The 25,259-nt window shown below is 51.5% G+C and carries 19 protein-coding genes; 2 read left to right on the top strand and 17 right to left on the bottom strand.

Annotated elements, in window-relative coordinates:
• The first annotated feature begins 2 nt into the window (after positions 1-2).
• Both ACLW56_RS02725 and ACLW56_RS02720 read left to right on the top strand, forming a co-directional pair.
• Positions 3-800, top strand: coding sequence for a PTS sugar transporter subunit IIC (locus tag ACLW56_RS02725; RefSeq protein WP_330982284.1), 798 nt, complete (start codon positions 3-5; stop codon positions 798-800).
• Entirely contained in the window at positions 800-1,615 is an 816-nt protein-coding gene (locus ACLW56_RS02720) for a PTS system mannose/fructose/sorbose family transporter subunit IID (protein WP_330982283.1), read from the top strand. The genes ACLW56_RS02725 and ACLW56_RS02720 overlap by 1 nt, the downstream gene beginning before the upstream one ends.
• Before the next feature lie 82 nt (positions 1,616-1,697).
• Here ACLW56_RS02720 and ACLW56_RS02715 read toward each other — a convergent pair whose 3' ends face one another.
• The 17 genes from ACLW56_RS02715 to ileS all read right to left on the bottom strand — a co-directional run bounded on the left by ACLW56_RS02715 (position 1,698) and on the right by ileS (position 25,226).
• A complete protein-coding gene (locus ACLW56_RS02715; RefSeq protein ID WP_330982282.1) occupies positions 1,698-2,480 on the bottom strand; it encodes a glucose-6-phosphate isomerase family protein in 783 nt (260 codons plus the stop codon).
• Entirely contained in the window at positions 2,473-3,036 is a 564-nt protein-coding gene (locus ACLW56_RS02710; protein ID WP_330982281.1) for a glucose-6-phosphate isomerase family protein, read from the bottom strand. Before ACLW56_RS02710 ends, ACLW56_RS02715 begins: the two co-directional genes overlap by 8 nt.
• A 166-nt stretch (positions 3,037-3,202) precedes the next feature.
• Positions 3,203-3,493 (bottom strand): hypothetical protein, encoded by a 291-nt coding sequence (locus ACLW56_RS02705; protein ID WP_330982280.1) that lies wholly within the window; start codon positions 3,491-3,493, stop codon positions 3,203-3,205.
• A gap of 75 nt (positions 3,494-3,568) precedes the next feature.
• Positions 3,569-3,862: a hypothetical protein gene (locus ACLW56_RS02700; RefSeq protein ID WP_330982279.1), complete on the bottom strand. Its 294-nt coding sequence runs from the start codon at positions 3,860-3,862 to the stop codon at positions 3,569-3,571.
• 287 nt (positions 3,863-4,149) lie between these two features.
• On the bottom strand, positions 4,150-5,706 hold the full coding sequence (locus ACLW56_RS02695) for a TolC family protein (RefSeq protein WP_330982278.1): 1,557 nt from the start codon (positions 5,704-5,706) through the stop codon (positions 4,150-4,152).
• Positions 5,703-7,859, bottom strand: coding sequence for a peptidase domain-containing ABC transporter (locus tag ACLW56_RS02690; RefSeq protein ID WP_330982277.1), 2,157 nt, complete (start codon positions 7,857-7,859; stop codon positions 5,703-5,705). Before ACLW56_RS02690 ends, ACLW56_RS02695 begins: the two co-directional genes overlap by 4 nt.
• Before the next feature lie 9 nt (positions 7,860-7,868).
• The gene (locus ACLW56_RS02685) at positions 7,869-9,125 is read right to left on the bottom strand and encodes an HlyD family secretion protein (RefSeq protein ID WP_330982276.1); all 1,257 of its coding nucleotides are present in this window, start codon (positions 9,123-9,125) and stop codon (positions 7,869-7,871) included.
• Positions 9,126-9,163: 38 nt separating this feature from the next.
• The gene (locus tag ACLW56_RS02680) at positions 9,164-9,775 is read right to left on the bottom strand and encodes a response regulator transcription factor (RefSeq protein ID WP_330982275.1); all 612 of its coding nucleotides are present in this window, start codon (positions 9,773-9,775) and stop codon (positions 9,164-9,166) included.
• A 26-nt stretch (positions 9,776-9,801) separates the two neighbouring features.
• Entirely contained in the window at positions 9,802-11,205 is a 1,404-nt protein-coding gene (locus ACLW56_RS02675; RefSeq protein WP_330982274.1) for a TolC family protein, read from the bottom strand.
• Between the two features lie 126 nt (positions 11,206-11,331).
• Complete coding sequence (locus ACLW56_RS02670; protein ID WP_330982273.1) at positions 11,332-12,579, bottom strand: HlyD family type I secretion periplasmic adaptor subunit; 1,248 nt, start codon at positions 12,577-12,579, stop codon at positions 11,332-11,334.
• Entirely contained in the window at positions 12,576-14,678 is a 2,103-nt protein-coding gene (locus tag ACLW56_RS02665; protein ID WP_330982272.1) for a type I secretion system permease/ATPase, read from the bottom strand. The genes ACLW56_RS02670 and ACLW56_RS02665 overlap by 4 nt, the downstream gene beginning before the upstream one ends.
• 222 nt (positions 14,679-14,900) lie before the next feature.
• On the bottom strand, positions 14,901-18,602 hold the full coding sequence (locus ACLW56_RS02660) for an Ig-like domain-containing protein (RefSeq protein ID WP_330982271.1): 3,702 nt from the start codon (positions 18,600-18,602) through the stop codon (positions 14,901-14,903).
• Between the two features lie 616 nt (positions 18,603-19,218).
• A complete protein-coding gene (gene rihC, locus ACLW56_RS02655) occupies positions 19,219-20,133 on the bottom strand; it encodes a ribonucleoside hydrolase RihC (protein ID WP_330982270.1) in 915 nt (304 codons plus the stop codon).
• Positions 20,134-20,360: 227 nt separating this feature from the next.
• Positions 20,361-21,311 carry a 4-hydroxy-3-methylbut-2-enyl diphosphate reductase gene (gene ispH, locus ACLW56_RS02650; protein WP_330982269.1) on the bottom strand — a complete coding sequence of 317 codons (951 nt, stop codon included), beginning with the start codon at positions 21,309-21,311 and terminating at the stop codon, positions 20,361-20,363.
• A 1-nt stretch (position 21,312) separates the two neighbouring features.
• Complete coding sequence (gene fkpB / locus ACLW56_RS02645; RefSeq protein WP_330982268.1) at positions 21,313-21,762, bottom strand: FKBP-type peptidyl-prolyl cis-trans isomerase; 450 nt, start codon at positions 21,760-21,762, stop codon at positions 21,313-21,315.
• Between the two features lie 141 nt (positions 21,763-21,903).
• Positions 21,904-22,398 carry a signal peptidase II gene (gene lspA / locus ACLW56_RS02640; RefSeq protein ID WP_330982267.1) on the bottom strand — a complete coding sequence of 165 codons (495 nt, stop codon included), beginning with the start codon at positions 22,396-22,398 and terminating at the stop codon, positions 21,904-21,906.
• Positions 22,398-25,226, bottom strand: coding sequence for an isoleucine--tRNA ligase (gene ileS, locus ACLW56_RS02635; protein WP_330982266.1), 2,829 nt, complete (start codon positions 25,224-25,226; stop codon positions 22,398-22,400). The genes lspA and ileS overlap by 1 nt, the downstream gene beginning before the upstream one ends.
• Between the last annotated feature and the right edge of the window lie 33 nt (positions 25,227-25,259).

Genomic DNA, 25,259 nt, shown 5'->3' with positions numbered 1-25,259 from the left:
CCATGATTTTCGAAGCCACATTAATCGGCCTGCTGTGCTATCTCGGCGCACTCAGCAGCCCCTGGTTGTTCGGCCTGACCGGCGGCTGGTATCTGATCACCCGTCCGCTGGTTTCCGGCATGCTGGTCGGCCTGATCCTCGGCGATGTGAAAACCGGGATCATGATTGGCGTTGCGGTTCAGGCGGTATACATCGCGATGGTCACGCCGGGCGGATCGATGCCCGCGGATTTAAACTTCGTCGCGTACCCGGCCATTGCGCTGGGCATTTTGTCCGGCAAAGGCCCGGAAGTGGCGGTCGCGCTGGCCGCCACCATCGGCATCGCCGGTACTATTCTGTTCAACACCATGATGGTGCTGAACTCCTTCTGGAACCATCGCGCAGACACGGCGCTGGAGCGCGGCGACGAACGCGGAATTTACCTCAACAGCGCCATCTGGCCGCAGGCCACCAACTTTGTGCTGCGCTTTGTGCCGACGTTTATCGCCGTCTACTTCGGGGCGCAGTACATCAGCGGCTTTATGGACAGCCTGCCGAAAGTGGTGATTGCCACCATGAGCGTGCTGGGCGGCATTTTACCGGCGGTCGGTATCGCTATCCTGCTGAAACAAATCATTAAAAACTACACCATGCTGATCTACTTCCTGGTCGGCTTCATCTGCATCGTTTTCCTGAAGCTGAACATGGTGGCACTGGTGATCGTAGGCGCGCTGCTGGCGCTTATTCACTACAACTACAAGCCGGAAGCAGCACAGCCCACCGCGGCCAAGCCGGCAGCGGACGATGAGGATGAATTCTGATGGAAGAGCGCAAATTAACCCGCAAAGACCTGCGCCGCTGCTGGCGGGCGTGGATGATGCACAATTTGTCGTCGATGAGCTTTGAACGCCTGGCGTCGTTCGGCTTCTGTCTGAGCATGCTGCCGGTGGCGAAGAAGCTTTATCCCGACGCCGCTGAGCGCACCGAAATGCTGCGCCGTCATGCCTCGTTCTACAATACCGAACCGCAAATCGGCGCGATTGTGAACGGCATGGCACTCGGCCTGGAGGAGAAAAAAGCCAACGGCGAACCGATCGACGGCGAAACGATCAACACCCTGAAGGTCGGCCTGATGGGGCCGATCGCCGGGATCGGCGACTCGATGATCCCCGGGATGCTGATCCCTATTCTGCTCAGCATCGGCATGGCGCTGGCGGCCGGGGGCAACATTCTCGGCCCGCTGTTTTACACCGTGGCGTGGCTGGCGATCATCGTTCCCGGCTCGTGGTTCCTGTTCCTCAAAGGCTACCAGATGGGCTCGAGCTCCGTAGAAATGCTGGTCAGCAGCAAATCGGCCCGCCTGCGCGAAGCGCTCTCTCTGCTCGGCGTATTTGTGATGGGCGGCGTGGCGGCAAGCTACGTTAAGCTCGGCACCGGGCTGGAGTTCATTACCAAAGACGGGGTCAACATTCACGTGCAGCAAATGCTGGACGGCATTTTCCCGCAGCTGCTGCCGCTGATTGTGGTGCTGGGCACCTGGTATCTGATGGCAAAACGCGGCGTTTCGCCGGTGAAAGCAATGATTTTGCTGCTGGTTCTGGCGGCCGTTGGCGTGGCTACCGGGCTGTTTGCTTAAACATTTTGCCCGGTGGCGGCTACGCCTTACCGAGCCTACAGGACATCGTAGGCCGGGTAAGCGAAGCGCCACCCGGCAATGATTATGGATGGAAATTCCGCCACAGCGCGGCGGTTTTATCCGGTCGGGAGATGAACTGAAAACGTGCCGGATCGTCAATAAACTGCTGATAAATGGGCTCGTCGGTAATGCCAAACTCCCGATACGGACGCGGCGTGACCGCCTGCAACCGCCCCGGCGCATAGTGGCTATTATGCTGCCAGATAACCTGGTCATCCTGTAACAGCGGATACCACGCCAGCCCTTTGTGCGCCCGCACGGCTTCATACTCGAAGCCATACTCTCTGTCGCACCACGCCCCGAAGGTCAGCGGCTGCTGCGGGTCGGCAGAGATGGTCGCATGGCCCCAGCCCGGCGGCACCAGCACTTTCTCACCGGGCCCGGCGATCACCGCAAAACAGCGCCCCGGGTCGTCGGCAACAAACTCCTGCATGTAGATAATCGCTTTGCCCTGCCAGATTTCGTACAACTCCGGCGGCGACCAGCCGCTGTGCTGGCTGATGCGGTGAATATGTCCCTGGCTGCGGATCGGCTCGTCACCCAAACGCCCTGCGGCATACGTCACTACGCCAAACAACAGCATCCGTTTTTTGAGTTCCTCCCGATCCTGCAAACGCGCGACATCCATGGCAATGGCATAGACTTCTTCCGGCCCGTCACAGTCGGGATCGCGAAGCGAGGCGCGGATAGCATCCAGGTGACGAATTTCCGGCAGCGGGCCGATAACGTCTTCGCCGTAAGTAAATCCCAGCGGCTGGCGGTGAGCGGTCATCGCCAGCCCATAAGGCAAAACAGTATCAGCCATTCTGCACCTCTTTCGCCATCAGTTGCAGATTGCCGGTGGTTATCCTTTTGGCAAACCCTCCGGTCAGAGAGGCGTAATCATGTCCGGCGGTGGTCGGCCATACGGCCAGCGCCGAAAGGATTTCGGTACCAGGGTTAATCAAACGGTGCGCAGTGTTACCCGGGATGATATGCACTGAGCCCGCTGTCACCCTTTCGAGCCGCGTCTGGCCCTGTTCGTTTTGTAGTAGCAGAAAACCTTCTCCGCGCAGACCAAAGTAGACTTCGCCCTGCTCGCGACGGACGTGAAAGTGCCCGCGGGTCATGAAAAATTCTTCACCCACGCGCCCTGGATTGAGATGGGTCACGCCGGTATACAGCTCGCCCTCACCGGAGGGTGAATCGAATATCTCGACGGTATAAACGGGGAATTCAGGGTCACCCAGACGCCAGGCCTGGTCATCAGCAAAGACGCCCACCAGCGAACCCAAACGCGTTGTGTTGGAGATAAGCGGCCCACCGTGAAGCGTGCCGTTGGCCCAGTCCACATGACGTGGCGGGATGTGCATTGGTTTCATGTTTCTCTCCGGCCCGAGGAGAACAACACTAGCAGCATAGCAAGTTAATCGATTAATCCAAATATAAAGAGTATAAAAAAGGCCTCGCTCACGCAGCCTGGACGTCAGGAGGCCAAAAAACGTTACCATAGTAATAAAGTCAATTTGAAAGGAACCAAGGAAATCGTTATGCCGTGATGGTCTCACGATAGCTCTTACACAGCGCTTTCACTTCATCTTCACCGTACAGGAAGCCCGCCACTGTACCGTAAGCCCCCCCTACAACAGCGCCAATCACCGCGCCAGCGGCTTGCGCGATCACACCAAATCCTAAACCATCAGATTTTGTCGCTGTACCGCCAATGGCAATACCACTCACCATCCCATCGCCAAAACCATAAATGGCCCCGGCAATGGCCGTATCTAACCAACCCGCACCATTAACAGCACTCGTTTCAACTTCATTCAGTTCGCGCATTTTGCTTTCCTTAATAAATTAATTGGGCCATCCGCCAGATGGCAAATAGCCCAGAACACTGTACAAAACGAATGATTAATTAATCGTTTCGCGGTAGCTTTGGCACAGCGCTTTAACTTCATCTTTGCCGTACAGGAAACCAGCAACGGTTCCGTACACGCCACCCACAACAGCGCCAATAACAGCACCGGCCGCCTGAGCGATAACGCCAAAGCCTAAGCCACCCGATGCCGTCGCGGTACCACCGATGGCGATACCGGAAACAAGACCGTCACCGAAGCCATACAGAGCACCTTCCAGAGAAGAGGCTAAGCTGTCGGTAAAACCACCGTTAACTGCATTAATTTCTGTTGAGTTCAACTCGCGCATGGATATTCCTTTATATAATCATTGAATTAAAAAAACATATAAATAGTGACAACTGGAATATAGATATTCCTTTTCCAAAGAATAAATACAGCCCGTTATCGTGGCCTAAGGTAATACATCATCACCAGCAAAAAAAGAACAAAAAACCCTTAACAAGGATAAATTTACTAACTCTAAATTATCAATTCAAAATAGCCCCCCACGCCATCCAATAATGAGAAAAATAAATTCAGAAACCTAATCCATTTTATCAACAAGCAAGATTCAAGAAAAAATACAGACGGGAATTATTGCAGTGATAACTTACCTATACTGGACAGTAATGACAACCGCTGAATATACCAGTCCATTCTAATATTCGCTTCATCAATTTCTGCATTCGAGAGTTGCTGCTGTGTATTCAGAAGCTCAATGATGGTTCCAACACCTGTCAAATATCGGCCGTTGGCAATGCTGTAAGCGCGCTTCGCCGTCGCTAAACGCTGGGAAATCAGCTCAAAGTTACGGTTGGCTGAGTTCAGTGCCTGCCAGGCGTTCCAGACAGACAGCGCCACATTCCGGGTAACATCCTGGAATTCCTGCCGGGAGCGAACCAGTTGCGTATTGGCGCTTTGAAGCTGACGATAGCGTCGTAGCCCAGAGAAAATTGGCACGGTCACGGTAACCCCAACAAACAGCGTGTCTGTTTTATTGATCATGTATGTCCCTTGATCCAGAGACGAATCATTCTGGTTGGCGCTGGCTTTGAGCGCAACTGAAGGCAAATAATCACGCTGGGCTTGTTCAACCTGATTTTCAGCAGCCGAGATATTTTTTTGCGCCGCGAGGATCAGCGGATGGTGTTTCTCCGCTTCACTTAATAAGGGCTTGAGCTGCATCATTTGCGCATCACTCGGAATAGCCAGTTGATCGCGAGGTTTCAGTCGGTCGCTAAAAGAGAGGTTCATCGCACTGGATAATTGCCCAACGGCCTTCTCGTATTCACCCTCTTTCTGAATTCGATACTGCGTTGCAGACAATAATGCGTTTTCAGCCTGCAACGCATCGCCCAGAACGCCCACCCCGGAACGGTATTTATTCTGCGTAATATCCCAGGTTTTCCTGGCAATGGACTCATTCTCTTTCGCCGCTGAGAGGATCGCCTGGCTGGCGATCACCTGATAATAAACCTGGGAAAACTGGATGATAAAATCCTGGAATTGCGACAAGGCCTGATACTGGCTACTTAACCAGATATTCTCTTTCTGGCCAATAAGCGCTTCCCGTTTGCCAAAATCAAACAATAACCAGTTGAGTTCCAGCCCGGCATCATAACGCCTGTCTCGCTGGGTTAGTGTTCCGCGGCGCTCCTGAGAGTAGTTATCTTCCTCACTGGAGGCACCGAGTAAAAGGTTAATTTCCGGCATCCAGCTCGACTGACTGCTTTTGTAATCCAGCCAGTAAGTTCGCAGTCCTAGCGCCAGAGTCCGAATTTCCGGGTCGCTGCAAATCGCCTGAGTCAGCGCCTGAGAAAAGGTCGAGATAGTCTCATGAGACGTAAGGTTACAGGTGGCGCTGGCTATGTCCTCCTCGTCAGCCTGCCCGGTAAAATAAGCTGGCACCTTAACCGGTTCAGGCAACGGCAAAGGATGTGGCCGGTATTCAGGCCCCGTTTGCCGTTGCTCCCTTTCCAGCTTATCCAGCAACTGAAGCGTCTCAGGAGAGGTAGTGATTTTGTTACCGCCGGATCCAGCGACCACAGGTGCCATCGGCGCAATCAATTCATCAAGATGATTAATGCTTGCAGCATCCACATGACAGACCACAAAAAGGCTAACGCAATAGCCGAAAATGACGCGTCTCATTCAGTCACTCCTTGTGCAGGCGCGAAAAGTTCTGCGGGGGTGGTATCCTGAACCACTTTCCCTTTATCAATCACGATAACCCGGTCTACCATCATCAGCGTTTGCGGACGGTGGGCGATAATCAAACGGGTCATATTGAGCTGCTTTAGCGCTTCGCTCACATGTTTTTCCAGCAACACATCAAGACTGCTGGTCGCTTCATCCAGCAGCAGGAAACGTGGCTTACGATAAAGTGCTCGGGCAAGGAAGATACGCTGCTTTTGTCCGCCAGAGAGCGCGGCGCCCATGTCACCCACCATGGTGTTGTATTGCATCGGCATCGCCATCACGTCGTGATGAATAGCGGCTAACATTGCGCACTGTATGACAAAATTTATGTCATAGAGCGCGTCGTTGAAGGTGATGTTTTCAAGGATAGTGCCCGCAAACAGAACGTCATCCTGCAGCACAGCGGCACTCATGCTACGTAAGCGTTCAAGACCAAAGCGTGACAACGGCACTCCGTTGACCAGCACGTCACCGCTATCGGGTTTTATGCAGCCAATAGATAACTGTCCTAACGTTGTTTTCCCACTTCCGGATGCCCCCGCGAGCGCAACACATTCGCCGGGTGCCACAGTGAATGAAACGTCCTGAACGACAAACGGCTCCTGTGAGGCGTACTGGAACGAGACATTTTTATAGGTAATTTCAGGCGCTTGATCAGGCACTTGCTGCCCGTGTGAAGCAGCATCGCTTTCTTCTGGTTCCGTGAGAACGATATCTGCCAGACGCTCCGTCTGAATCGACAGCATTCTTAGCGCCAGCGCGCTGTCGATCAGATTTCGCACTCGTTCAAGAAACTGCCCCTTATAAGAAATAAACGCCATCAGCAACCCGACCGTAAACACCTGGTCGATAACCAAGGAAGCGCCAACGCCCAACACCAGCAAGTTATCTGCGGCAAATAAAACGCCATTGAGCTGTTGATAATAGATTTGCAGCTTCTGTGCCCTGACGCCGGAATTGAGCTGATTCACCAGCAGCGTGACCCAGTCATCGGCCCGCTGCTCACTCTTCTGAAAGAGTTTAAGCGTTTTGATGCCGCGTAAAGTTTCCAGGAAATGACTGCTCTGTTTCGCCGCATGGATGATTTGTTCCTGCGAAACATTTCTCAGAGGGCGATACCACAAAATGCGGCCAATCAGGTACAGCACAATCACCGCGAGAGGGATCATCGTCAGCATCGGGCTGTAAAAGAGCATCATGACGAAGGTCACGATACTGAGTAGTCCATCCAGTACTGCCACCAGGAATGAAGACGATAGCGTTCCCTGAATGGCCTCAACCGCCCCGAATCGGGAGACCAAATCCCCCAGATGACGACGTTCAAAAAAGGCAACCGGCAGACGGATTAAGTGACGAAAAACACTGCCCTGCCACTGGATGCGCACCGACGTGGTGATATACATCATCACCCAGGAGCGAATCATCGACATGATTTGTTTAATCAGCAAGGTTAGCGCATAGCCGAGCATCAATATCGTCAACAGCTTACGGTCGCTGGAAACAATCACATCATCAATTGTCCACTGCGAGAAGAGCGGCAGCAGCAGGCTGATAAACTCAATCGCCAGCGCCATGGCGACCACATAAATGATGCTCGATTTGAGCCCCACAATGCGCCCGACCAACTGGCTAATACTGACTTTAGGTGCTGGCGGTGCTTGTGAAAACGCATCATCCGGCCAGACTTCCAGCGCCACGCCGGTAAATGAGGCCGACATTTCTTTTGTCGATAATACCCGCCGCCCCACTGCCGGATCGTGGATCACACAATGGTTTTTTCTGACTTCCTTTAAGACCACAAAGTGAGTCATATCCCAGTGCAAAATACAGGGCAGACGCAGTTTCCCTAGCTCTTCCAGCTCCAGACGTAATGAGCGGGTAGTAAACTGACATTGGCGTGAAACTTCAATCAGTTGCGTCAGCGACAGACCCTTTTGTGAAACGCCATGAGCCTGCCTTAACTCACGCAGATCTAAAGGATGATTGTGCCAGGTTGATAGCATGCTTAAACAGGCTAACCCGCATTCTGCAGATTCCGTTTGCAAAATGACGGGGAGCGCATTGCGCCTTAGCCCAAAATTGATGGTTTGTATTTTCCGTAACATTCTCTTTCCTTAACCGCCGGTACGTGCAGGAGCGATACTGAGCAAGGGTTCAAAAATCCATTCGTATAACCGGCGGCGTTCACGCAAGACATCCGCTTCTAACTGCATCCCAGCCTGGAGAGGCATCTTCTCGCCATACACATTCACAAACGTGCTGTCAGGTTTCACGACGATGCGATAAAGCGGCGTGCCACTTTCTTTATTCTCGAAAAGCTCGATTTCATTTTGGGTTAATGCCACTTTTGACACACTCACCACGCGCCCGTGATATTGACCGAATTTTTGCCAGGGCCACGCGGGATAACGCAGCCAGACATCGCTGTTCTCACGAATAAAACCAACGGCATAGCTTGGCGCGTATAAATAAGCCAGTAGCTCAGCGCCTTCAGGAATGATGCTGAGCAGCGGTGCTCGCCCATCAAAATACTGCCCAGCTCTCGCGGCCACCGCGGTCACCGTGCCGCTTTCAGAAGCACGAACGACAATCTCGCGTTTCGATTCGCTTTCCGTCAGTTCCTGTTCTGCAACGGTGATTTTGCTGGCAATATCATTGAGTTGTTTCTGATAGTTACTCTCAAGCTGAACCAGTTCATTCTTGCGCTGCAATAATTCACGATTGCTGTTAATGAATTCATTGCGGGTAGCCGAAAGCGTGCCGTTTTGGCGCAGGCTTTCCTCTTGTACTCGCTGTAATTGTTCAAGGGAGACGTATTCTTTTTGCCATAATGACTGGTATTGCTCCGCGCGTTTGTTGAGTAAGTGCGTTAAGTTCTGCTGGTTGCCTAGCTGTTTTTCTTGCAAATTCACCTGCTGAGCAAGCTGATTAATTTGGTTCTGGGTATTGGCTTTATCAGAAGTCCAGGCAAGCTCGGTTTCGGATAACGTGCTTTTCAGCAAACTTAAGCGGGTGCGAATCTGCTCACTGATGTTTTGCTGCGCGCCCACTTCATTCTGGTTAGATTTATCACTGGAGATAATCACCAACACATCCCCGGCGGCAACCTTCTCGCCTTCCTTCACCCGCGCTTCTTTTACCAGACCAGGCTGTGGCCCAAAGACTTTAATGATGCCTTTATCCGGCATCAGGACCCCTGAAACTTGCTGCTTTTTGGTGTAAGAGAAAAAGCAGACGAAAACAACAATCAAGCAAACAATCGCCAGCGCCCCCCATGCGCTATAGCGTAATGAAGGCGGTGAGATAATAACCACTTCACCTAACCAGGCATTCCTGCGCGACTCTACGACTTCCTTTCTAAATAGCCCCACAAACCCTCCGTTTAGTGTAGAAATATCTTCCCATTATTTTATTTAGATGCCTTAAGCGTTTTGTATCGATTAAACTCCGACAGGTCATTTATTTTAAGTTTGAACATAATGTTGTAACGGTGCACACAGACGGTTTTGTAACTCACCCCCAAAAAGTCGGCGATAGCTTTATTTGAAACACCTTGAGAAACAAAGTGGAGAACCTCTTGCTCACGGTTAGTCAGGCTGGACAACTGGGCGATAAAATGCGTTTCATTACTTCGACACTGTGGTAAGCACTGAAAACCTTTGATGACGGCATTCATGATCATGATGATTAAATCAACATCGTAAGTGTTATCGATCATTCCGTCAGAATAATCGCCGATTATCTGCCTCAGCCCATAATCCACTTCGCCATTCACTAAGGCGACCGTTTTAAGTTCCTTTCGTTCTGTCAGTATTTTTCTGAGACCCGTATCAAACAGCAAATAGGAATCAAATAACACCACGTCGAATTCGTTGCTTTCAAAGATAACTTTCTCATCGCTGCCTTCAGGCATATCAGAGCATATAACGCAATCAAAATTTCTTCGCAGAATTTCCTGAACAGCATATTGCATGAATTTATTAACAGAATAGATGAAAAACTTTAATTTTTTATCGTCCATGGTAGTCCTCTTTGAGTGAAATATATTCACTTTAATAAATCAAGCGGATCTGGAATATCAGCAACAGGCGCTTCATTATCAGGTGCAGTTTTCTGTTCACTCACCCTCGCCTGGAGTATCGTAACATCTTCATTAACAACAATATTATTTTCAGCGGCAAACTGTGGCGCAGAGCTAACAATTTCTGTGACATTCACTGGACTGCGGACGGTCTGCTTTATCGCGTCGGGTACCGTGGTCCCTTCAGAATTATAGATAACATTCTGATTTTCCAGTTTGCTATCGATATCACTGTCTCCTGCAATACCCATATTCACTTTGAATAATTCATTGATTTTTCCGAGTTTGGAGACAGCACGAACCATGGTCACACTGTAATTATTATCAGCCGTAAATTGGTTGGAAATTGTGTCGTAGTATTCTTGCGCAGCATTGAGAAGATCGAGAACCGAACGTCGGTTCACGCGGTATTGATCATTGTATAAATCCATCACCTGGAGCGACTGATTCACTCGCGATTTATAAATAACCGACTCTTGCTGATAGCCTAATGCCTGCTGATAGAGCTGCGAAATGTTGGTTGCATTGTCTTCAAGGGCTTTCTGGAGTTTCCAGCGAGCTGATTCAATTTTTTGTGCGGCACCTTGTGCCTGAAAATAAGAAGCGCCACCATTGAAGACTTCACTGGTCACATTGAGCATGATCTGCGTGTCATTATCCGCATAGATAGACGTTTTTCCCTGTGATAATGAAACCGACAGCTGAGGCATCCAGCTTTTACGCGCGTATTGATATTCAGACGTGGCTGCGGCCTGTTCCATTTGCAGAACACGAATCTGCGGTGACTGGCTAAGCTTCTCTTTCAGGCCACTGCTTACGGCACTATGCAAAAACAACAAGCTCGTATCTTCTAATGTGCCCGGCGTTTTCCCGACCAGAATTTGATACTCATTAATGGTCGCCTCCAGCTGCGCACGGATATTTTCTGCGTTGGCCTCAAGCCCTTTGATCCTGACCTGCACCTGGCGTACGTCGCCCTGGTTATCCATACCGCCATCGGCACGCGCAGTCGCCAGCGTGAGAATGCGCCGATGCTCGATCATTTCATTCTTATTATTTTCGAGCAGCTTCTGCCCTTTAAGAATGTTGAAGTAAGCCTCAGCCACCTTCGCAGCGACCGTTTCAGCATCATCCCTGGCCTGCCATATCTGCGCGCCTTTATTAAATTTGGCGTTATCGACACGATCGCCTGTCCGGCCAAAATCAAACAAGTTTTGTTGCACCATCACCGAATACTGGTTATCACCATTATCAGAAGTCTTTCCCACCGCCTGCTGTCCGGCAGACACGCTGATATTCGGCAGCCAGCCGCTTCGTGCCTGTTTCACGGAGCTGTCGCTGGCCGAAATTTCACTTTTCGCGTACTGCACTGACGGCGAGCGAGACACAGCAAGTTGCATGGCTTCAACCAGCGTTTCTGCAGAAGCCTGCGTACTCATTAACCCCACCAACGTCGCCAGGAATGACAGTCTGAACCGTGTTATTTGACGCATATCCTATCGCTCCCTTAATGCTTCTTTGGCTTTGTTCAATGGTTTGATGAGGTAATCCATGACCGTTTTTTTGCCCGTCGTGATATCCACCGTGGCTAACATCCCCGGCACAATTTCATGTGTTTTCCCATCTTTGGTCTTGAGCGATGAACGGTCAGTCCGGACATAAATTTGATAGAAAAACTGATCCCGCTTCACTTCATCGGCAAGCGTGTCCGGCGAAATTCTTTCCACTACGGCTTTCATCGTTCCGTATATTGAGGATTCGTAGGCGCTTATTTTCACAACGGCGGCCTGCCCCGGATGGATGAAGGCAATATCACGAGGATTGATCTTCACTTCGATCAATAGCTGATCCTCGGAAGGCACCACTTCCAGCAGTTTTCCCCCCGGCTCAAGCACGCCGCCGACGGTGGTAACCTGAACATCTTTAACCACTCCGTTGACGGGCGAATAAATCACGGTGCCGGAAAGCTGATCTCCGCGTTGCAGAAGCTGGTAATACAATGAATCAAGCTCATTTTTTTGTTTTACCAGCTCGCTTTTAGTTTGCTCGTACCATTGGTTATGGGTCTCATGGATTTTGTTGGTTTGCTCAGTCACTTCCCGCTGTAAGCGCAACTCCTCAACGCGCGAAACCGCGCCTTTCGCCACCAGCGGCAGGATCATATTCAGTTCGTTTTGCGCCAGCTGTCGGCTTTTTTGCATCCCTGAAATGGAGTCAGACAGCGCCATTCGGCGTAATTTATACAGTGACTGCTCGTGGGCAATAATGTCTTTATTTTCAGTGAGGAAGTAATCATCCGGCTGGTTTAAATTGGCTTTGTCTCCGTTATATTTCCTCAGCATCGCCAGATAGTCAGGCGTGATGTTTGCACCATCAATACTCTCAATTTCAGCCTGCAAGCGGGCGACAGCAACGGCCAAAGCTTTGACTCTGGAACCCACTTCGTCGTAACCAGCCTGAAAACGGGTGGAATCCAGCACCGCAATCTTCTGCCCTCGCTCGACCAAATCCCCTTCACGAACCAGCAGCGAGCGGATAACGCCCCCGTCTCGTGACTGAATCACCTGCGAACGGCTCCAGGTGATGACTTTTCCTTGTCCGGAGGTGACTTCATCCAGTACGGCAAATTTTGCCCAGATTAAAAGCAGGCTGATTATCATAATTAAGATGGTAATCAACGTGATGCTTTTACGGATATGCTCCTGGTTTTTGTTGCGAAATATCGCCTCTGAAGAAAACATCATTCCCCCGCCTTCTGCGCTGATTGCAGTTTTGCCAGCACGACATCTTTCGGCCCATCAAGGGCAATTTTTCCCTGGTCCATGACGATAATTCTGTCGACCATTTCCAGTGGTAATCGTCGGTGAGTGACTACGATAAGGGTCCGGTTGCGGCAGTATTCGCGCAGGCTGTTGACGACGTGAACTTCCGTGCGCTCATCCATGGAAGCCGTCGGTTCATCCAGCAGCAGCACATTGCTTTTTCTGATGAGCGTTCTGGCCAACAGCAGCGCCTGCTTCTGGCCGCCGGAGAGACCTTTTCCGCCTTCCGAAATCGTTAAATCCAACCCATGCTCGTTTTTAAGCACGCCTGCCGCACCTGCAATGTTCAGACTCTGCGCAATCTCTTCGGCACTGGCATGCGGGTTGCCCAACAAAATGTTGTCGCGGATAGTGCCTAAAAAGAGTTGGGCGTCCTGCTGTAAATACCCCACGCCGTAGCGCAATTCCGTTACCGACAGGTTGCTCATCGCGACATCGTCAATAACCACTTCCCCTTCAGCGGAATCCGCCATGCCAGACAACAACCTGAGCAGAGTGGATTTCCCGGCGCCGATGGTGCCGACAATCCCTATTTTTTCGCCTGCCTTGATGTTCAGCGTATCGATATTGATTGCCCACGCCGCGTCATTGGCAAAACGAAAGCGGGCCTGAGAAATGGCATAGTTGCCTCGGATGGTCGTCAGGTGCGATGTCTCGCTAAAATGCCGCTGCTCCAGAGGGCGCGCCAGAAATTCATTCAGGCCGCTTAACGATATTTTTGCCTGCTGCCAACGGGTCAGGACGTTGGTTATTTGCCCTAAAGGCCCCACCGTGCGCGAGGACAATATCGAGCAGGCGACCAATGTCCCCGTTGTAATGGTGTTATCAATCACCAGATAAACACCCAGTGCGATAACGCAGGTATAGACCGCCTGCTGAACAAACTGACACCAGTTACCCAGCAGACAGCTCCAGTGACGTTGTTCAAGCGCAACCTGCGAAGACGTACCGACACAATGGTTCCAGCTTCCCAAAAAGCGATCTTCCGATTGCGTGAGCTTGATGTCCTCCAGACCCTGGACGGTTTCAACCAATAGCGCATTTCTTAATGCACTCTCCTGATTGCCTTTGCGTGACAGCTTCGCCAGCGGCACCTGAATGATGATGCCAGGAATAACGATCAGCGGAATGGCCAGCATCACCGGCAAAACCAGCCAGCCGCCAATCGACCAGATCAGCGCGAGAAAGAGCATCACAAAAGGCATGTCGACAATCGCCAGCACCGTCGTCGACGTCAGCAGTTCACGGACATGTTCGATTTCTCTTATTTGCGCGATAAAGACACCCGTTGAATCCGGACGCGCGCTATTTTTGATGCCCAATGCCCGGGCATAAAACAGGGATGACATTTGAATATCGGCGCGCTTGCCAATTGCATCAGCCAGACGGCTTCTCGACATTTTCAGCATCATGTCCGCCAGTAAGGCGAGCAGCACGCCGCTGAACAGCACCCATAACGTGGAAAAGGATTGCGCCGGGATCACCCGGTCGTACACCTGCATGGAAAAAAGAGCACTTGCCAGGGTCAGAATATTGCCGAACAGAGCGCTGACGGTGATAACCAGATAGAAACGCAGATCTTTTCGAATCAGCGCCCACAACCAGCTTTCTTTTTGGGTGTGCAGCCAGGTGTTTATTTTCCTGCCGAAATAGACTTCGTTCCGTTGGAAAATCCAGAGCACACCTTCCCTGAGCGCTTCCAGTTCCGCGAGAGGTATTTTGACCTGGATGCCAGGCGCCTGAGTGTAAGTGATAAAAGCGGTGCTTCCCTCGACACGGTGAATCACTGCCAGCTGTTTGTTACTCAGAGAAAGGCCGACGGGATATAACGCTGCCGGAATGCTGTCCAGCTTGAGATGGCTTTTTTCACACACTATCCCCAAATATTCACTCACGCCTTTTATCAGCGTATCGCTATCCTGCACCTGATGAATAAAAGGCGTTAAATTTTCTTCGCTGACATTAATTCCGAGCTCTCGGGCCACAATTGCCAAAGAGACACACCACTGCGAAAGGATCATCCTTAATACCTGCAAAAAAGCGGGACAGGGTATTGTCCTCAACCTGTTTTCTACTGAGCTGAAATGGTTTCTGGTATGTCGGAAAAAGAGAACAGCCACGCCTCTTCCTGTGCCAGAAGCAGGCGTGACTGTTATTCTTTGGACAGAATAATAAAATGCCAGTTAACAATTCAACTTAGCTGAACGATGAGAAAATAGCGCCATCTATCCCTAATGTGTTGATTAAACTACCTGAACACCGTTCTGGATCCACAGCTGCGTGTGGTGATCGTCATCGTAGGTATAAAGATTATAAGACTGTCCGTCTTTATTCCCGGTGGCGGTCATTGACCATTTATTCTGGTCGATATCAACCGAATCATTAGAGCCGCCAGTGATAAACAATTTATCGCTGCCCGTCACTTTGATGACATCGCCATAAGTAAGCGTCAAGGTATTGCTACCATTGGAGCTATTCAGGTCAAGCGTTTCGATGTTATGCAGTTTTGCCAGTACGTCGCTGCCAACGGCTCCAGCATTGCCTATGACGACCGTGTCATGACCCTGACCCCCGTCAACAGACACGATGGTTCCACTGTTCACAATGATGCGATCATCACCGCCTTGAGCATTGATGGTTGCCGGAGCATTTTGCGCATCAGTGACGTCATTGCCATTGGTCCCGGTATAGGTCGTGGTGGTTGGAACAAGTCGCGACAGTTCACCGTCCGTTGAGTTGTTCTCTTCACCATGGGTACGAATGGAGCCGTCATTGTTGAACACGGAGTACATGACTGAGCTGCTGCTGGCCGTGCTATTTGTCTCACTCCAGTTCACGACAAAGCCACCATCGCTTAAGGCTGTAATACTGGAATCGTTGATATGGTTACCGGTTCCGGCATCAAGCTGGAACTCTGTTCCCACTTTGATACCCGACATATCAAAGAGTTGTGCTTCGAGATGCTGAGTGCCATCCGTTGCGGTAGAGGTCCAGGTCACGACATAGCCACCGTTACTCAGCGCAATGACATCGTAGGCTTCGTTGAACGTACCCACCTGGATCCCCTGCGTGCCTTCTGTAAGGGTATTCACCAAAACAGGAGCACTGAGTGCCACAAGCTGATTGTTTGCCACACCCAGACGCAGGGCATAAATATCACCGCTGTCTTTGTTATCTACCGCAACCCATGTCGCGAGCAAGGTGCCATCAGCCAGTTTCACGATTTTTGGCGTAACGCCAGATGCAGAAAGCACCGTATCGCTGGTGATATGCTCCCCGGTCTTCGCGTCAACCAGGGTAATGTTGATTTTAGGCTGCCTGGTTGCCGAGATTTCATCGGTAGTGCCAGCCTGCTGCCAGACAATCGCGTAGGTAGAATTGCTTACCTGAACGCCATCCAGACCGAGCATTGAACTGGTGCTATCACCCGCCGTTCCGAAGACCCACTCAGCAAACTTATTGATCACCCCGTCCTGGTCACTGCCCGAAATAAAGCCATTTTCCTTCAATCCGGAAAGCAGATTGCGACCCTGGGAATACTCAAAATCAGTGGTCTGAACCAGGTTGCCATTTGCATCTGGCGCAAACGCAATACTCCAGACCAGGCTACCATCAGAACCAAGGTTCACATCAACCCATTCCAGCACCTCATCCACAATGCCTTCGATCGGTTCGACAACGAGACCCATCACGCTATTGAAGATGGGCTCAACCAACGAGGAAACGAAATTGCCTTGACCAATCAGGCCAATCGACTTAAAGAAATCGGTAATAAAGCCGCTAACGTCTAAGCGATCAACCAGCGTGGCACTGTCCAGACACTCGGAATAACGCGACCCGACAAACACCACGCTGCCGTCATCCATCTGCACGACGTTGGCGCCAAAGGTACCTGAACCGTATAGCGCACTGGCGAGACGGTTACTCAGGCCGTTGACGAACAAGTCAGACAGACTATTCAGATCGACGTTGATCAGGCTGGCAATGGGCTGCAGTAGGGCTTCAATCGGGTCCCAGATTTTATCGATAGTGCCCGTGATAAAAGCAGAGAGATCCTGACCGACAACCGCGTCAAGCATGCCACCCAAACCACCCAGCTCGTTGTTCGCTGCCACAACCTGTGGCCCGGAGGTGATTTCAGTACCGTCAGCGCTGAAGCGTTGATAAACCGCGGTGGTGCCGGTGTAGTCGAGGTCACCCGATGTGCCCTGAACATAGTAAACCGTGATGGCACCATCAACAGGTGACACCGCAACATCAAAGTTATTCAGCCCGCTAAGCCCATCAATGGTGGTGTAGCCATCCATGGTATTTTGCTGGCCCAGGGTGAGGGTATTCACCACTTCGCCATTGGCATTAAAGATATTCACTTTAATGTCGTAATAAGCTGAACCCGCTGTTTCTGGCTGCGCCCACGCAATCAGATAACCGCCATCAGGCAGCGCACGAGTCAGCGTCTGCGTGGTATTGACACCGTTATCAGTCGCCACGGTGTGAACCTGAGACTCCGTGTTCACCACATTCAGCGTGCTGTTGTTGCTGTAGTTAACCGTTACCGTAGAACCCGCACTGTCCGTTGACGAGTTCACGTGAATGGCGGTAGCGCCTTCTACAGTCAACGCACGAGAGCCTGTTGGCAGATCTTTTAACGCCACCTGCCACTGACCATTCTCAGCTACCGTGGTGGTTGCCACCAGCTCACCGTTGTTCAGGACTTTCACTTCTGTTCCCGGTACGCCGATGCCACGGACAACAGGCGACGTCAACGTGGTGGTATCAGTCAGCAGAATTTGACCGTCCGCGGTTTCGCTAACCCCAAGAATAGTCGGCCCGGTGTTTTTCGGCAGCGTCAGGCTTGATTCGTTACCGACGGTGTCAGTAACCGTGAGGGTCGAGGTACCCGGAATAATCTGTGCATCCTGCAAATCAAAGCTATAACGACCCTGAGCATCAGCCTTAACTGACTTATCAGCAACGCCATCGCCATTAATATCTAATGTAACAGTAGCATTGGCTTCGGTAATACCTGAAAGGCCGGTCAGATCGGAATCAACAGACATTGAGGTGATATCAGGCGCATGGTAATCAACGGTTATCGAGGTTGATATTTTCTCGCCCTTGCTATTTTCCACCCACGCGTTAACGACCTGCTTATCGGCTAAATGATTGTCCATTGGAATGGACCATTTGCCATTGGCATCGCTGGTTATCTGGAAATCAGCTTTACCATCGCCATTCACATCAACAAAGACCTTCGCATTGGCGGTATCCGTGGTGCCTTGCAGGGCTGAGCCATTAGACTCATTGAGCGAAATAGCGGATGCCTTACCACTTGTGTCGCCGCTCCCCCCGGAGTTATCACCGTCGTTACCTCCACCTCCACCTCCACCTCCACCTCCACTATTCTGCTTGCTGTCATTATTGTCATCGTCATTTAACAATAACGCGATGCCGCCTGCCACCAGGCCAACACCTGCAATGCCAAGAGCCACCATCCACGGATCAACTTCGCCGTCAGCTGTCGTAGCGGCTTCTCCACCGGCTGCCCCAGCCTCACCCGCTTGCTGGGCATAATATTCCTGCCCTGAAACCACTTCACGCAGATGTTCTGCGGAATAAGGCACGACAGAGTGATTATCGGCATATAATTTTTCGTCACCCAGCACATACTTTGGCTCAGCCGCAGTGCCATCTTTAATGGTGAGTGAGTTCATATCTTTACTGGCAGGACCGAAGAAGTCGTCCAGTTCAATCAGCTGACCGTCGGTGCCTTTGATAATCAGCTTATCGCCATTGCGCATCATCGAGGCAATATCACCCGGTTGACTATCAATTGAAAACTTAGCCCCGGCGGTTGCTTTTACGACTGTAGATTGATTTGCGCCAGACAGCGCGACATTATTCGCAGCCTGTCCAACCTCTTGCATGAGGAGTTTAATTGTCATTATTAATGTCCATATATTTATGAAATACCATGGTAGCTTGCCTGGACCGAGGCAATATGAAACTTATATGAATCAAAAAGCCCAAGCCACAGCCCAAGTAATATTACGTTACAGAGTTTATATCATGCAGCGATTGAGACGAAAACAGAATAAAGAATATTTATTATCGGGTAGATGTTTATCCTAGAAATCTAATCCATAACCATAAAGCAACGCTAAATATAAAGCAGAATAAATAATTCCCGCCTCAAAAAATAACGCCTCACAAATACAACATCGGTTATTATTCAGGGAAAAATAGTGATCGCAATTATTGGCTCAATGAATGGAATTTGTAACATGATAAGCTGATAGTGTGATACGGTGTGAACTAAACGAAAAAATGATGGATGTACTAATAAGTATATTAAATACTTTAGCAGAGGGAGAACCATGAAAATATCATCATATCATTTTCATTTATATAAGAAATGCAATTTATAATATTAACAATATTAATAATAGCGTTATTATCCGGATGGAGAGGTCAGACCAGATGTCGCACACAAAAAAACCATTACGTCCGTCAACGGCATGCTGCTAACGCACCGTTGACAGGGGCAATTCATAAAATGATTCAGGGCGCTAAGGCAAACACCTCTTCTACCCAACGCTGAAAGCCTTCAACATCAAGATCCAATGCAACCTGAGCATTGGCCGGTTGACCGAGACGTCCTTCGATATCCACGACGGTGGTACCCGAGGTGTACGTCCCCTGAGTTTCGACGGCGACAAAGCAAAATTTCATCGTGAACAGGTCAGGACGAACCAGCCATGCGATGGCACACAGGTCGTGCATGCGTAAGCCACTGTCCATGCTGCCGCTGCGATAGTGGCTAAACAGCGAATGGAGCATTTTGCCTGTCTTGTTGAGTTCAGGCAGTGTCGCCAGATACTCCGGCGTTAACATCGCCTGATTCGTGACGTCGAGACCGCACATCACAACGTCTATCCCGCTCTGGAAAACACGCGCTGCGGCTTCAGGATCTATCGCGATGTTGAACTCCGCATTCGGCGTAAAGTTACCGCGCCCGGCCGAGCCGCCCATGATAACCAGACGTCGGATATTGAATTTGCATTCCGGATAGTGAGTCAGCAACAGCGCGATATTGGTCAGCGGGCCAATAGCCACCAGCGTCATCGGCTCTGGCGCATTCATCAACTTATCGCGAATCGCAATGCACGCTGGGGTTGCCAGTGGCTGACGCGGATGATCGACGAAGTCATACCCTTCCATCCCCGATTCACCGTGCACATAGGCGGCATCACGCAGTGGGCGAAGCAAAGGCGTTGCTGCTCCTTGAGCAACCGGAATATCGGCCTGCCAGAAATGCAGCAGTTGCAGGGCATTACGGGTTGTTTTCTCCACGGAAACGTTGCCCGCCACCGTGGTGATCATTTGCAGATCAAGCTCAGGGGCAAACAAGGCAGCAGCGATGGCGGCGGCATCATCAATGCCGGGATCGGTGTCGAGAATGAACGGTAAGGGCATGATTCCTCCATAAAAAAAGCCAGGTAGTTAGCCTGGCACAAATTGCTGACAAAGAAGGAAAAAGCGTGGTTTTTCCTTCTTTGTGGTGAGCAGCCGAAAATCAATAAATTGATTTTCCTTGTTTTTTGTTTAGTGACCCATGACGAATCTGCTTTCGTTGAAGGTTTGTCATCAGTCTCAGCCAAGCGGTTAGCCTGGCATTCTTTCATATTTTGCAGACAAAAAACTTAGTCCACTTCGCGGATATCGAGCCGCAGCTCTTTAGGCACTTCGAAGACAATGTTCTCTTCGCGGCCCTCGAGCGATACGGCATCGCCGCCACCCAGTTCCTGCAAGCGGGAGATAACATTTTGCACCAGAATGTCTGGTGCTGAAGCGCCGGCCGTTACGCCAACGCAGCTCGCGCTTTTTACCCACTCTTCCTGAATGTCGGTGGAGTCATCAATCAGAAACGCGGCTTTCCCCATACGCTGAGCAAGTTCTGCCAGACGGTTAGAGTTAGACGAGTTTTTCGAGCCAACCACCAGCACCACATCAGCACGCTGCGCCAAATCTCGCACCGCTTCCTGACGATTGGTAGTGGCATAGCAGATATCGTCTTTGCGCGGGCCGATGATTTTTGGGAAGCGTGCACGCAGCGCATCAATCACATCAGAAGTGTCATCCACGGAAAGCGTCGTCTGGGTCATGAACGACAAACGGGTTTCGTTTTTGACGTTCAGCTTCCAGACATCTTCCGGTGACTCAACCAGATACATGCCGCCTTCCGGATTACTGTACTGGCCCATCGTGCCTTCCACTTCCGGGTGCCCGGCGTGCCCAATCAGGATCGACTCTTCGCCACGGCGACTAGCGCGAGCAACTTCCATATGCACTTTGGTCACCAGCGGACAGGTGGCATCGAAGACCGTCAAATCACGACTCTTCGCTTCGTTACGCACCGCCTGAGAAACGCCGTGTGCTGAGAAAATCAGAATGGTGCCGTCCGGCACTTCGCTAATCTGCTCGATAAAAATAGCGCCGCGCTGACGCAGGCTGTCAACCACGTAGCGGTTGTGTACCACTTCGTGGCGAACATAAATAGGCGCGCCGAAGATCTCCAGCGCGTTTTCAACAATGCTGATAGCGCGGTCTACGCCGGCGCAGAAACCGCGCGGGTTGGCCAACAGGATCTGCATGTTACGCCTCCAGTGCCGGGTCTATCTCCAGCACTTCAATATCAAAATGAACGGTACGTCCCGCCAGTGGGTGGTTGAAATCGACGGTGATGGAATCCCCGTTCACTTCACGGATAACCCCTGGCATCTCGCTGCCATCCATTGCAGTAAAGAGCATGATCGCGCCGATTTCCGGCTCGCCTGCGTCCATGAACTCGCGGCGGGAGAAGTACTGGATGAGATCCGGACTTGGTACGCCAAACGCCGCATCAGGCTCCAGAGAGAAGGTGGTTTTATCGCCCTCTTTCAAGCCTAGCAGATGCTGTTCAAGGCCTTCTGACAGCGAGGCATCGCCGAGGCGAAACAGCGCCGGTTTGCCGTTGCTGCGAGTGGATTCAGCGGTAGAGCCATCATCCAGTTTCAGCGTGAAGTGCACCAGCACTGCGCTATTGCTCTGTACAGATTTAGACATGCAGGTTTGCTCTAAAGTTTAGGCTGTTTGCCCGGTGGAACGGATTGCCCGGTGGCGCTACGCTGACCGGGCCTACAAACCGGGCCTACGGGATTTGTCGTTATCGTAGGCCGGGTAAGCAACGCGCCACCCGGCAGGGTTTTACGCTTGCTTCTTAGCACCAGGCAGGAAGCCTTCCAGCACAATCAACGCCGCGCCGAGACAGATAGCAGAATCGGCGAGGTTGAAGGTGGCGAAGTGCCAGTTGCCAACATAGAAATCAATCATGTCGACAACGAAGCCGTGCCACAGACGGTCGAACAGATTGCCGAGCGCACCGCCAATGATCAGCGCGTAGGCAATGTTATTCAGCTTCTGGCTGGCTTTGCCGCGGTACATCAGCACTGCCAGAATCACACAGATACCGATGGCGATACCCGCGAAGAACCAGCGCTGCCAACCGCCGCTGTCGGCGAGGAAGCTAAATGCCGCGCCGTAGTTACGCGCATAGTGCAGATTCAAAGACGGGAACAGCGAGACGGTTTCCCCCAGCTCAAAATGCTGGAGGATCAGGAACTTGCTGCCCAGGTCGATTATCAGCACCACCACCACCAGCCACAGCCAGCGCAGTCCGCTTTTACAAATAGATTGGCTCATCAGGCAAACTTACGCTTTTCGCCTTCACCGGCGACGTTGCTGACACAGCGGCCGCAGATTTCTGCGTGTTCCGCCACCTGACCGACATCGGTAGTGTAATGCCAGCAACGCGGGCACTTCTCACCATCAGCGCGCGTGACAACAGCCTGGACGGTTGTATTGCCAGCGTTGTACTGAACATTCTCATCATCAATACCACCCGCCTCATCAGAAATCACAAATTGAGACGTAATGAAGATAAATCTGACCTCTTCGCCCAGGCGTTTCAGCTTCTGAATTGTCCCATGTGCATCGTCAGCATATTTCAGCGTGACTTTCGCTTCCAGATTCGATTTGATGCCATTGGCTTTTTGATTTTCCAGCTCTTTGTTGACCTGGTCTTTGATGTATCGAACATCGTCCCAGAAGGAATCATTAAATTCCTCATCATCCGCCAGACCAAACAGGCCGGTGTACCACTCGCCGGTGAAGACGTATTTCTCGCGATCACCTGGCAGGTAGCCCCAGATTTCATCCGCAGTGAAGGACATGATGGGCGCCATCCAGCGAACCAGTGCTTCTGCGATGTGATACAGCGCAGTCTGGCAGCTACGACGCGCCACGCTGTCCGCTTTGGCGGTGTACTGGCGGTCTTTGATGATGTCGAGATAGAACGAGCCCATTTCGATGGAGCAGAAACGCATCAGGCGCTGCACCACTTCGTGGAAGTCGTAAGACTCATAAGCTTTGAGGATGTCTTCCTGCGCCGCCTGAGCACAACCCACAGCCCAGCGATCCAGAACCACCATCTCTTCTGGTTTCACCATGTCCGTTTCAGGATTGAATCCGTTCAGGTTCGCCAGCAGGAAACGCGCGGTGTTACGGATACGACGATAGCTGTCGGCAGCACGCTTGAGGATCTCGTCAGACACCGCCATCTCGCCGGTGTAGTCAGTAGAAGCCACCCACAGACGCAGAATGTCCGCGCCCAGTTTGTTCATCACATCCTGCGGCGAAACGGTGTTGCCGATGGATTTGGACATTTTGCGGCCCTGACCATCCACGGTGAACCCGTGAGTCAGTACCTGACGGTAAGGCGCTTTGCCTTTCATCGCCGTGGAGATCATCAGGGAAGACATGAACCAGCCGCGATGCTGGTCAGAACCTTCCAGATACATATCCGCTGCGTGACCAGAGAACTCCGGACGAACATCGACAACGGAAGCATGCGTTGATCCGGAATCGAACCACACGTCGAGGGTGTCTGGCACTTTCTCATAGGTGTCAGCATCGTCACCCATGATGTCGCGTGGGTCGAGATCCCACCACGCCTGAATGCCGTCCTGCTCAACACGTTTAGCGACTTCTTCCATCAGCTCCAGCGTGCGTGGATGCAGTTCCTGAGTCTCTTTATGCACGAACAGCGACATCGGTACGCCCCAGGTACGCTGACGAGAGATACACCAGTCAGGACGGTTAGCGACCATGGATTCAATACGTGCCTGGCCCCAGTCCGGGATCCACTGCACGCCTTTGATCTCTTTCAGCGACTGCTCGCGCAGGCCTTTCTGATCCATGCTGACGAACCACTGCGGCGTGGCACGGAAAATGATCGGCGTTTTGTGACGCCAGCAGCACGGATAGCTGTGTTGCAGCTTCTCCACGTGCAGCAGCGCACCGCTGTCGCGCAGCATGTTGACGATGATGTCATTGGCTTTGAAGACGTTGATGCCATCAAGCGTTGGATAAGTGCCTGGCAGATACGCGCCATCCGGGCCAACCGGGTTCGCGATTTCCAGACCGTACTTCAGGCTGATGTTGTAGTCGTCCGGGCCGTGGCCACCGGCGGTATGCACCGCACCGGTACCTGCGTCCAGCGTAACGTGATCGCCGAGGATCGCCGGCACGTCAAAATCAAGGAACGGATGTTTGAAGCGCATCAGTTCCAGCGCGTCACCTTTCACAGTGCCCAGCACGGTGTAATCAGTGATGTTTGCACGCTTAAGGACGCTTTCAACCAGATCTTTCGCCAGAATCAGCGCCTGACCATCAACCTGCACCAGCGCATAGTCAAACTCTGAAGACAGAGAGATGGCACGGTTCGCTGGCAGTGTCCACGGCGTGGTGGTCCAGATAACCAGTGAAACCGGGCCATTTACGGAAGCGACGCCGAATTTAGCCTTCACCGTATCCTGATCGACGGCGTGGAACGCAACGTCGATAGAAGGAGAGGTTTTGTCGTAATACTCCACTTCCGCTTCTGCCAGCGCAGAACGGCAGTCCACACACCAGTGAACCGGCTTGGCACCTTTGTGCAGATGACCGTTGCCGATGATTTTGCCCAGTGCGCGGATGATGTTGGCTTCAGTAGTGAAATCCATGGTCAGATACGGACGAGACCAGTCGCCCAGCACGCCCAGACGGATAAAGTCTGCACGCTGGCCGTCAACCTGAGTCGCGGCGTATTCGCGGCATTTCGCGCGGAATTCAGCGGCGGTGAACTTCTCGCCCGGCTTACCGAACTCTTGCTCAACTTTCAGCTCGATTGGCAGACCGTGGCAATCCCAGCCTGGTACGTACGGGGAATCGAAGCCCGCCAGACCTTTGGACTTAACAATAATGTCTTTCAGAATCTTGTTAACAGAGTGACCAATATGAATGCTGCCATTCGCATAAGGAGGGCCATCATGCAGAATGAACGTCTTTTTGCCTTTTTTCGCTGCACGGATGATGCCATAGAGGTCATCATCGGTCCAACGGGCCAGCATTCCCGGTTCGCGTTTGGCGAGGTCGCCACGCATCGGGAACCCTGTTTCCGGCAAATTCAGGGTTGATTTAAAGTCACTCATCAGATTCTCGTTTCCGTATTGATAACGTTGGCA

The organism is Pantoea sp. sgz302252, assembly GCF_047713085.1.
In the GTDB taxonomy this organism is placed as follows: Bacteria; Pseudomonadota; Gammaproteobacteria; order Enterobacterales; family Enterobacteriaceae; genus Scandinavium.
Note: the sequence above shows the minus strand (reverse complement) of the source record. Positions and strands in the feature narration are given on the sequence as shown.

Bases quoted from the DNA above. Each gene is read 5' to 3' on its own strand.
- ACLW56_RS02725 (WP_330982284.1), top strand. From the start codon at position 3: ATGATTTTCGAAGCCACATTAATCGGCCTGCTGTGCTATCTCGGCGCA.
- ACLW56_RS02720 (WP_330982283.1), top strand. From the start codon at position 800: ATGGAAGAGCGCAAATTAACCCGCAAAGACCTGCGCCGCTGCTGGCGG.
- ACLW56_RS02715 (WP_330982282.1), bottom strand. From the start codon at position 2,480: ATGGCTGATACTGTTTTGCCTTATGGGCTGGCGATGACCGCTCACCGC.
- ACLW56_RS02710 (WP_330982281.1), bottom strand. From the start codon at position 3,036: ATGAAACCAATGCACATCCCGCCACGTCATGTGGACTGGGCCAACGGC.
- ACLW56_RS02705 (WP_330982280.1), bottom strand. From the start codon at position 3,493: ATGCGCGAACTGAATGAAGTTGAAACGAGTGCTGTTAATGGTGCGGGT.
- ACLW56_RS02700 (WP_330982279.1), bottom strand. From the start codon at position 3,862: ATGCGCGAGTTGAACTCAACAGAAATTAATGCAGTTAACGGTGGTTTT.
- ACLW56_RS02695 (WP_330982278.1), bottom strand. From the start codon at position 5,706: ATGAGACGCGTCATTTTCGGCTATTGCGTTAGCCTTTTTGTGGTCTGT.
- ACLW56_RS02690 (WP_330982277.1), bottom strand. From the start codon at position 7,859: ATGTTACGGAAAATACAAACCATCAATTTTGGGCTAAGGCGCAATGCG.
- ACLW56_RS02680 (WP_330982275.1), bottom strand. From the start codon at position 9,775: ATGGACGATAAAAAATTAAAGTTTTTCATCTATTCTGTTAATAAATTC.
- ACLW56_RS02670 (WP_330982273.1), bottom strand. From the start codon at position 12,579: ATGATGTTTTCTTCAGAGGCGATATTTCGCAACAAAAACCAGGAGCAT.
- ACLW56_RS02665 (WP_330982272.1), bottom strand. From the start codon at position 14,678: ATGATCCTTTCGCAGTGGTGTGTCTCTTTGGCAATTGTGGCCCGAGAG.
- ACLW56_RS02660 (WP_330982271.1), bottom strand. From the start codon at position 18,602: ATGACAATTAAACTCCTCATGCAAGAGGTTGGACAGGCTGCGAATAAT.
- rihC (WP_330982270.1), bottom strand. From the start codon at position 20,133: ATGCCCTTACCGTTCATTCTCGACACCGATCCCGGCATTGATGATGCC.
- ispH (WP_330982269.1), bottom strand. From the start codon at position 21,311: ATGCAGATCCTGTTGGCCAACCCGCGCGGTTTCTGCGCCGGCGTAGAC.
- fkpB (WP_330982268.1), bottom strand. From the start codon at position 21,762: ATGTCTAAATCTGTACAGAGCAATAGCGCAGTGCTGGTGCACTTCACG.
- lspA (WP_330982267.1), bottom strand. From the start codon at position 22,398: ATGAGCCAATCTATTTGTAAAAGCGGACTGCGCTGGCTGTGGCTGGTG.
- ileS (WP_330982266.1), bottom strand. From the start codon at position 25,226: ATGAGTGACTTTAAATCAACCCTGAATTTGCCGGAAACAGGGTTCCCG.